This is a genomic window from Longimicrobium sp., from assembly GCF_036554565.1.
Lineage (GTDB): Bacteria > Gemmatimonadota > Gemmatimonadetes > Longimicrobiales > Longimicrobiaceae > Longimicrobium.
Window position 1 is genome coordinate 1 of record NZ_DATBNB010000674.1, and the last position, 8,995, is coordinate 8,995.

An 8,995-nucleotide genomic window follows, 5' to 3' on the forward strand; every position below is an offset into this window, starting at 1 on the left:
ACGGATCCAGACGCTCGCCGAGCAGGAGCCGGACTACGCCGGCCAGCTGCGGAGCGCATTCATCACCCTCCAATCCGCCGAACACGAGTTCCGCGCGCGGATCGAGGCGTATCCCACCCTGGAGGAATACGTAGACGACATGCGCCGGACCGGCCTGTCCAGGGCCATGCAGCGCATCCTGCACGACATCGCCCCCGAGTCCATCGACGACGAGGTGAAGGGCGCGCAGCAGGAACTGAACGCGGCCTACGCCCGGGCGCGAGGCGCGTTCGAGGAGATGAGCCCCGAGCTGGACGGCGACATCCTCCGCTTTACCCACGAGCTGGGGCAGATGCGGCTCGACGAGCTGTATCGTACGCTCGAGGAGCAGCAGGCGCGCAACGAGACGCTGCTGGAAGACGAGGACCGCCGGCTGATCGAGCAGCTGATGCTGCGCGACGTGGTGGATGCCATCCGCGAGGCCATCCGCAACACGCGCCGCTGGGTGAGCGACATCAACGGCATTCTCGGCCGGATGCAGCTGTTCAAGGGCGGCATCATGCGCCTGCAGTGGGACGTGCGCACCCGCGAGGCCACGGACGCGTTCGATCCGCGGCGGCTGGACGACCTGCTCACGCAGCGCGGCATTGCCCTGGACGAGGCGCGGCGCGAGGAGCTGCTGGAGATCTTCCGCACGATGGTGGCCGACATCCGCCGCCGGAACCGCGAGCGCGAACTGCTGGAGGACTATCGCACGGCACTGCTGCGGATGGTGGATTACACGCAGTGGTACACGCTCACCGTGCAGCGCAAGGACGAATCCGGCCGATGGATTCCGCTCACCAGGCGGCTCTACGGCCAGGGAAGCGGCGGCCGGCGCACGCTGGACCTGCTGCTGCCGTTGATCGCGGCAGTGAGCGCGCGACTGCAGTCCGCCGACCGCGCCGCGCCGCGGCTGGTCGGCTTCGACGAGGCCTTCGCCGGCGTGGACGACCGCAACGCGGCGGAGATCTACGCGCTGCTCACGGAGCTGGACTTCTGCTGGATCATGGCGACGGAAAAAGCCACCGCGCTGGGGAAAGAAGTGCGCGGCTCCGCCACCTACGAAATGCTCACGGACGGGAGGACGGTCGCACCCACGCTGAGCCTGTGGGATGGCCTGCGCCGCTACGAGTTCATCGGCGACGAGTTGCTGGGGATGGAAACTTCATCGCGCGGATCAATGGAGACGGAGCATGCACCCTGACCTTCAACGCGACCTGCTCGAACTCCTGCGCGAGCCGGCTCTCGAACGCCTGCTGGAGGCGCTGCACGCGTCCCTCGTAAAGCACGGAGAGCCCAGAGGCCGGGTTGAGATCCGCGACGACGACGAGGCGCATGCGCTTCAGGGGATCATCGGCAAACGGTTCACACCCGGGAAAAAGGCGTCGGTTGCGGAGATCGACAGAATGCTCCGCGAGAACACGCGGTTCAGCTGCTCGCTCGCGGACGCGGTGAGAATGTACCGCGGTGGCGGGCCCATCGTGCGGCCCAAGGTAGTCAAGGCACAGGCCGCCGCTGCGCGGGAGCAAGCCGTCCGCCGCTGTTTCGAGCAGGTCGCCGGGCTTGGACTCTCTGCGCAGGCCTATTCCCGCGTGATCGGTTGGATGCACGCCGCGGAGATGAACCTGCGGAAGAAGGCGGGAGCTTGGGGCGAACAGCCCCTCCTGGACGCCGTTCGCGCCGTGGCGCTGGCTTTCGGCCGCATGCCGGAGCGGAACGGACCACCCGTCTACCTTGCGGAGTTGGCGGCGCAGATTACGGGAGACGCCAAGGCATTCGACGCCACCCAACCCGCGGGAAGACTACTCCTGCGCGCGTTGGCGTACTACCACCGCGATGTCGCCGCGCGCGAGAAACCCGGAAGCGCAGCGTGGAAGACTGCCCTGCTCACCGAAGCGGGCATTGCCCGGGACCCCATCTCCGTACACGTGGACACGTTCGGCCTTACCGGAGACACGCCGTATCTGCGCGAACTCCGCCGCGCCGCGCTGACGCGGTCGATGAACCTCGACAATCTCGTCGCCATCGCCGACGATGTACGAGCCTGGAACGGGGTTGCATTCGTCGTAGAGAATCCCACCGTTTTCGCGGCCCTCACCAACACGGTCCGCAGGCTGTACCGCGCGGAGAACCACCCCACGCTCGTCTGCACCAACGGCAACCTGAACCCGGCCGACTGGAAGCTCCTGGAGGCACTTTGCGCCACTGGCGCGCTCCTCTTCTACAGCGGTGACTTCGACGTGCGAGGCCTCGGTATCATGACCGGCCTCCTGAACCGGTACCCTGAAGCCGCGAGTCCCTGGCGGATGACCCCGGACGATTACGTCGCCGCCCTGCGGGACGGCTCGACAGCCCTGGATTCCGCCGGCCTGGAGAGGGTGAAAGCCGTGTTTCCCGATCTGGTGGCGAAGATGACCGAGCGCGGACAGGCGGCGCACCATGAAGCCCTGATTCGCAGGTTCGAGGATGACCTGGACCGGTGGGTGCGCAGGGGAATCACCCCACCGCGCCGCGGGGAGGGCCCGCGAAGTTCATCGGCGGCCGGAATCAGGCCGTAAGAGAGGTGGGCGGATGAGATGCCCGCGCGCAACGAGAGCGCTGCGCCGCACGTGTCATGCGCGAGTTCTACATCTAGGCCCTGCCGGCGAGCGGGGGACGCCTGGCGTCCATTTTCGCTCAGAGGCGCACCGTGCCGTGTCTGCCCGTGTCGTAGGCCCGCCGCTCCTCTGGGAGGAGTACCTGGCTGCTGAATCGGTTGCGTTCGTCGCACCGCCGCACCGGAGCGGGCCTGTTCGGACGTGTAGGATTCGTTCGGCGTCAGAACGGAACGCCGCTGGACCGGCGGTGAAGACGCAGTCGAACCGCGAGAGGCGGCGGCCTGCGGCGGCGAGGCTTGGGTTCATCCACCCGAGCACCTCGATGGCACGCGCGTGCCAGCGAACCGGATTTCGGTCCCAGATGGGTTGGTGATGAGCGACGAGGTTCCGGTAGTCTCTGATATCGATCAGCGCACTCCGGATCCCCGCTCCGCTTCTGGCCGGCAGTCGCTCCGGGGAAAGCACGTGCGGGAGATGCCGTTGCTCAGCAGCGGAGCGTGAGCCACTTTCCTGCATCGCCGCGCGACGTCTCCTGAACATCTACGCATGACCAACAGGCCCACGGGGTGGAATCGCTTCCTCTCCACGCTCAGGAGAGAGATATCCGCCGCCGCCCTGGAGTCGTACCGGCGTGCCGGCGGGCCCGTGTTCGAACTCCAGGAGTGGGTGGAAAATGGGCGCCTGGAGTGCCGGATCGACGGCGTGGACCCGTGGTCGGTGCCCCCCGCCACGCGCCAGGCATGGATCGCCGCGTGGAACGCGTTCGTTCTCCAGACCCTGGGCAGCGAACTCCTGGAGGGCGACTACAGGCAGGCGCCGGCCACGGCGGGGTTCGTGCCGCGGAGCACGGCCGAGCAGGCGCTCGGCTACTTTCGCGAGGTGGAACGGTGGGTAAACCGCGCGCAGCAGGCGCGCGCCAACCCGGAGTACCGGCTGGATGCCGACGTTCCGGCGCCGCTGCCCAGCTGGCGCCCGGCCGCGCCCATGTCGGCCGCGCACGTGGCTAGCCTGGTCGCCGCCCTGCAGGTGATCGCGAACCACGCCCGCGAAGCGATGGCCTTTCTGCCCGCGGAATCGCCGCCGGAGGAGACGCGCCGGTCGCAACTCAACGTGCTGCGGCAGATCCACGCTTCGGCCGAGGCGCGGGTCCGCTACGTCGAAGACCTGGCGGCGGGAGAGCCCGTGCCCGACATCCGGTCGCGCGCCGGGGTCCATGCCCTGGGAGCCATCGCGCAGCTGCACGCGCTGGGACAACTGGCCGCCGATCCGGAACGTGCCACGGTCGCGCCTCCACTGCCCCCGGTGCCGGCAGCGCCTGTCGCAGCACCCGGGAACGCGCTGCCCGCAGGCAGCGTCGCGGCACGCAAGAAAGCGCCGCCGGCACGGGTTCGTCAGCACCAGGACGCGGCCGGGCGGTCCGTCGTGGAACATGCGGACACGATCGCATTCACGGGCACGCTTCCCGGCCCCGCCACGTACCAGGCGCGGATCGGGCAGGTGCGTGACCGCCGATCGGTCAGGTGGCGCCTGGATGTGCGCTCATCCACCACCACCAACGCGCTCGGGCTGAAAGCGGCTGCCCTTTCCCTGCGTTGTGATGGCGGACAACCCGTAACGCTCCGGGCCAGCTGGGGCGCTCGCAAACGACCGCTCCCGAACCAGTCCGAGACGATCGAGGAAGCCGCCGAGTTCACCATTCCCACGGCAGTCATGGATCAGCTGCGCGTCGCGATCACGGTGGAGCTCTCGCTGGAGTTCCGGAATGCCATCCTGGACCTCGATCCGGTGACCGCACGCGCATTTCAGCACCACTGCGACTCGTTCGCCCGCGCGGTGTCGTAACGCCTCCTCCAGCTCACACAGTGGGCCGATCATCACCCAGCCGCGGCTCCCGTACTGTTTCTTCAGGAGTGGCCTGCGTGCACGGCGCAGGTCCGGGACGGGCCGGCTCTCTCCTCGAGAATCGGGCAAAGCCCTTGACCCTCACGTAACGTGATCCCTTACAGTGTACATCGGGGGTCCGGTGCGTGTGTCTTTTCAGGGAGCTTGCAATGGCCTACACGGTCAAGGAAGTCGCCGGGATGTCGGGGATCAGCGTGCGCACGCTTCACTTCTACGACGAAACCGGCCTGCTGAAGCCCGCCTCCCATGGAACGAACGGCTACCGCTACTACGAGGAGGCGCAGCTGCTCACGCTGCAGCAGATCCTGTTCTATCGCGAGCTGGGTTTCGGCTTGAAGCAGATCAAGGAGGTCCTGAGCCGCCCCGAGTTCGAGAGTGCGGACGCCCTGGAATCGCACCGGAAGATCCTGCAGAAGAACGTCGCGCGGACGCGCAGGTTGATCGACACGATCGACAGGACTCTCGAGCACCTGAAAGGGGGGACGGCCATGCAGAGCGAGGAGATGTTCGCCGGCTTCAACGTGGCGGCCGGCGAGGACCGGTTCGGTGAGCAGGTGTTGCTGGGTGGCGAGCCGAACGACTGCAAGGTGTCGTCGCGCGACACCGGCGGCGCCATGTGCATCTTCGAGTTCACCGGCAGCGGCGGCGGCCCCCGCCACCTGCACCACGATCAGGACGAGTGGATCTACGTGCTGGCGGGCGAGGTAGAGCTACACATCGGGGAGCAGCAGCTTCGCCTGGGCCCGGGGGAAAGCGCCTTTCTCCCGCGCGAGGTTCCCCACGTCTGGGTGTTCGTGAGCGGCCGGCCGGGCAGGATCCTCAACGTGTACCAGCCGGCGGGCGCCATGGAGGAGTTCTTCCGCGAGTTGGGCACGTACGTGGAAACGCCCGTGCACGAGGCCCTCTCGATCGATGGGCTGCGCCAGCTGTTTGCGTCCCACGGCATGAAGCTCGTGGGGCCCCCGCTCTACTGGGACGAGTATCTGGCGGGCAGATAGGCGAGTTCGCCGGAAAGCCACTGTCTTGACCGTCGGCGCGTGTCGCGGGTAGCTTCGCATGGACTGGCCAGACGGCGAGCTGGGTATCAGCCGCAGAGGATCTTCCTGCACCGATCCGCAACACATCCGATGATTCTTCGCTCCGTCGTCACTGTGCTGGCCCTCGCGTTCTCCGCCTCCGCCGCCGCAGCGCAGCAGACGGAGGTGCTGCCCGGGGCGCGTATCCGCGTCACGCAGCCCGTCTTCATCGACGGAGTCGACATCGGCCGCGTTCACCGGCCGCAGGTGGGCACCCTGGTCAGCGTCGACAGCGCGTCGATCACCGCGCTGTTGGAGAAGGATGGAACGCTCCTGACGCTGCCGTTCAGCGCCATCAACCGCCTGCAGGTCAGCCAGGGCTCGATCTCCGGCACCAGCGGCAGCATTCATGGCGTGCGTAAGGGAGCGATGATCGGCGGCGGGTTCATCGCGGTGGTTTACGGGGTCGCGTATCTGATTCAGGTCGGCAACGACAAGAACAGGAGAGCGAACTGCATACACACGCCAGAGTACTGCGCCAGAATCCAGAGAATGGAGCCCGAGTTGCCCTACCTGGTTCCCGCGCTGGTGGGAGGCACCATCGGCGGCGCAGCGATCGGGTTCGCACTGGGCTCGCACGACCGGGAGGCATGGGAGGAAGTGCGCCCTCGCTCCTTGCGCCCCGTCGCCGGGCCGAGCGAACTCAGCCTGAGGGTTTCGCTGCGCTTCTGAACATGACGGTGCAGCGAATCCGGACCCGGCGCCGCGGACGGCTTCCGCGGCGCCGGCTTCGCTTCATGCCGGCAGCCGCCGCACCACTCCGCGGTGGTCTGCTTCCTGGTCATCGTGCGCCTCCATCTTTCTATTGCCCTCGGCACGGGCCGCCGTCTATCTTCGCGTGAGGCTGACCATGCCCTGCCACCGCGCATCAGCCGCGGAGGATGCTCCCCCACCCTCCCGATACATCCCAATGATCCTCCGCTTCGCCGCCATCGTGCTGGCGCTCGCCTGCACCGCCTCCTCCGCTGCCGGGCAACTGACGCAGGTGCAGCCCGGCACTCGTATCCGCGTGACGCAGCCCGTCTTCGTCGACGGCATCCCCATCAACGAGATTCACCGGCCGCAGGTGGCCACGCTCGTCAGCATCGACAGCGCTTCGATTACCGCGCTGCTGGAGAGGGGCGACACGCTGTTGACGCTACCGTTCAGCGCCATCCGCCGCCTGCAGATCAGCCAGGGTGCCCAGTCCGCCAACCGCGGCCGCATTCAGGGGATGCTCAAGGGCGCGCTCATTGGCGCGGGGTTCGGCGCGGTGATTCACTACGCGGCGAAGCGGACCGGCGCTCTCGAGGAATGCGAACTTTCGAACGACCCGGCCATCGTCCAAACTTGCAGGTACACGGGGCCGCACGTAGGTCTCACGGTCGCGGGCGCCGCCATCGGAGGCGCGGCCATCGGCTTCGGATTTGGCTCACGGCAGCGGGAGGCATGGCAGGAGGTTTTGCCTGAGTCGCTCCGGATGGTCCCCGGCCCGAGCGACCTCAGCCTGAACGTTTCGCTGCGCTTCTGACTTGAGAGATTCTTCAGGTCGCCCGGTCGTCGACCTGGTGGATTCGACGAGTTGCGCTGAGCCCTTGAACGAACAGCGGCGCCGCGGGGCAGACTCCCCGCGGCGCCGTTGCCGTTCACCCGGCCAGCCGCCGCACCACTTCCATTGCGCCCTTCTTGTAGACGTAGCAGCGTGCGGTCGCCTGCCGACCTTCGTTGCCGTAGGAGATGATGGCTCCGTCGTGAAGCTCCTCGGCCGCGCCACTGGAGCAGAGGCCTCGCCCGTCACGTAGCCGTAATCCTGAGGTCCGACGACGGAACTGGCGCAAAGTTGGACGGAAGATTATGCTTGGGCGAGTGTTCACGCTGAATACAAGTAGAGCGGGCTGGGTGAATGTCACCCAGCCCGCTCTCCGACTTCCGATGTCCTCCGGGGAACCTGCAATGCAGGCGCAAATCCGAAGGCTCACACGTTCATATATGCGAGCCCACCGGCCGAACGTCAACCCCTCACCAAGATGGATAGCGCCGCAGGTTCGCTCGGCCGCGGCACCGGTGCCGTTCACCCCGCCAGCCGCCGCACCACCTCCATCGCGCCCTTCTTGTAGACGGTGAGGCACACCAGCTCGCCCACGGGGTCGATCACCATCCAGTAGCGGCTTCCGTACTGCTTCTTCACGACGAAGCCGCCGGCCAGTTGGATGGGTACGATCGTCTTCTTCGCCATCGTGCACCTCCATCTCTCTTGACCCTCGGCGCGCGGCAGGGCTATCCTTGGCGAGCGGGCGGCCTTCGGGTCGGTTCGCGGATCAAGGCTGGTCGACACTTCTTCGCGGGAGAGCGGCCAGCCTTGTTCTGGTGCCCTGCTGGTATGTAAATTAATACCATGCCGACAGGTTGTCAACGCTCATCGTACCAAACGGGAGTTGAGGATGGACTTCAAGGAAGCCACGGACGTGCTCACGTCGGCTCCAACGATGACGCTCGCGAAGGTCGCCGAGGCATTCGGGAAAGACACGCACACGATTATGCGCGCGCGGATGGAGGGACCGAATGCGCGCACGCCGCCCCGCGGTTGGCAGCCTGTCGTAGCGAAGCTCGCGCGGGAGCACGCGGTTGCTCTTTCGCTATACTCGCGGACGTTGCAGGAACTGTCGGCGAGCCTCACGCGGGACGAGGGCCGTTGATCTTTAGTCTCGCAGAAGCGAATTTGCGCACAGCTTCGGGTTCGTCACGGCACTCACCCCATTACTTGCGTCCAGGGCAGCGCTGACATGGCAGATGCTCAGATGGTCCTATTCGCTCCAAGGTTTTTGGAGACTCACGCTGGTAGCTCGATTCTGACGCAGCCGATCACGGCACTGATCGAGCTTGTCGCTAACGCATGGGACGCGGGCGCTACGAGGGTTGATATCACATGGCCGTCGCGCCGGGACGGCCGCCTATTCTCACTCGTCGACAACGGCCACGGCATGACCGCCGAGCAGTTCCAGCGCCGCTGGTTGATGCTCGCATACGATCGGAGTCAAGAACAAGGTGACTGCGTTGAAGTTCCCACACCCGATGGCGGGACTACCACGCGGATCGCGTTCGGCAGAAACGGCATCGGACGTCATGGGGCATTTGCATTTGGCTCTAGTTACGTGCTGACGACGTGGCGCGAGGGGACGAAGCACAGCTATCGCATCTCGCTGGGAAAGACCACACCATTGGAAGTGGTGAATCTTGGCAGCGGGTCCGCAACAGGTCACGGGACAAGTATCTCATCGGAGATCGGCAAAGCCAGGTTTACACTCGTCACGGCAGATGCAGCGCGCCGCGAACTAGGAATGAGATTTCTCGTAGATCCGCAATTCGCAGTGTTTGTCGACGGCGTTCAGGTGGGTATTGATGACATCCCTGCAGAACAGA

At 66.2% G+C, this 8,995-nt stretch carries 9 protein-coding genes; 8 read left to right on the top strand and 1 reads right to left on the bottom strand.

From position 1 onward, the window contains the following. The 6 genes from VIB55_RS18720 to VIB55_RS18745 form a co-directional block, all read left to right on the top strand. The coding region (locus tag VIB55_RS18720) for an SbcC/MukB-like Walker B domain-containing protein (RefSeq protein ID WP_331878193.1) at window positions 1–1,225 on the top strand (1,225 nt) is incomplete at its 5' end. After that, window positions 1,215–2,579 (top strand): DUF2399 domain-containing protein, encoded by a 1,365-nt coding sequence (locus tag VIB55_RS18725; protein WP_331878194.1) that lies wholly within the window; start codon window positions 1,215–1,217, stop codon window positions 2,577–2,579. The genes VIB55_RS18720 and VIB55_RS18725, both read left to right, overlap by 11 nt. A gap of 585 nt (window positions 2,580–3,164) precedes the next feature. Then, on the top strand, window positions 3,165–4,460 hold the full coding sequence (locus tag VIB55_RS18730) for a hypothetical protein (protein ID WP_331878195.1): 1,296 nt from the start codon (window positions 3,165–3,167) through the stop codon (window positions 4,458–4,460). A gap of 209 nt (window positions 4,461–4,669) precedes the next feature. Further along, window positions 4,670–5,518: a MerR family transcriptional regulator gene (locus VIB55_RS18735; protein WP_331878196.1), complete on the top strand. Its 849-nt coding sequence runs from the start codon at window positions 4,670–4,672 to the stop codon at window positions 5,516–5,518. A 129-nt stretch (window positions 5,519–5,647) separates the two neighbouring features. Further along, the gene (locus VIB55_RS18740) at window positions 5,648–6,268 is read left to right on the top strand and encodes a hypothetical protein (RefSeq protein WP_331878197.1); all 621 of its coding nucleotides are present in this window, start codon (window positions 5,648–5,650) and stop codon (window positions 6,266–6,268) included. 238 nt (window positions 6,269–6,506) lie between these two features. After that, the gene (locus VIB55_RS18745; RefSeq protein WP_331878198.1) at window positions 6,507–7,106 is read left to right on the top strand and encodes a hypothetical protein; all 600 of its coding nucleotides are present in this window, start codon (window positions 6,507–6,509) and stop codon (window positions 7,104–7,106) included. Window positions 7,107–7,646: 540 nt separating this feature from the next. On the opposite strand, the gene VIB55_RS18750 is transcribed toward VIB55_RS18745, so the two are convergent. Beyond that, a complete protein-coding gene (locus tag VIB55_RS18750; RefSeq protein ID WP_331878199.1) occupies window positions 7,647–7,811 on the bottom strand; it encodes a hypothetical protein in 165 nt (54 codons plus the stop codon). Between the two features lie 205 nt (window positions 7,812–8,016). On the opposite strand from VIB55_RS18750, the gene VIB55_RS18755 reads away from it, so the two are divergent. After that, window positions 8,017–8,271 carry a hypothetical protein gene (locus tag VIB55_RS18755; protein WP_331878200.1) on the top strand — a complete coding sequence of 85 codons (255 nt, stop codon included), beginning with the start codon at window positions 8,017–8,019 and terminating at the stop codon, window positions 8,269–8,271. Between the two features lie 102 nt (window positions 8,272–8,373). Further along, the coding region (locus tag VIB55_RS18760) for an ATP-binding protein (protein ID WP_331878201.1) at window positions 8,374–8,995 on the top strand (622 nt) is incomplete at its 3' end.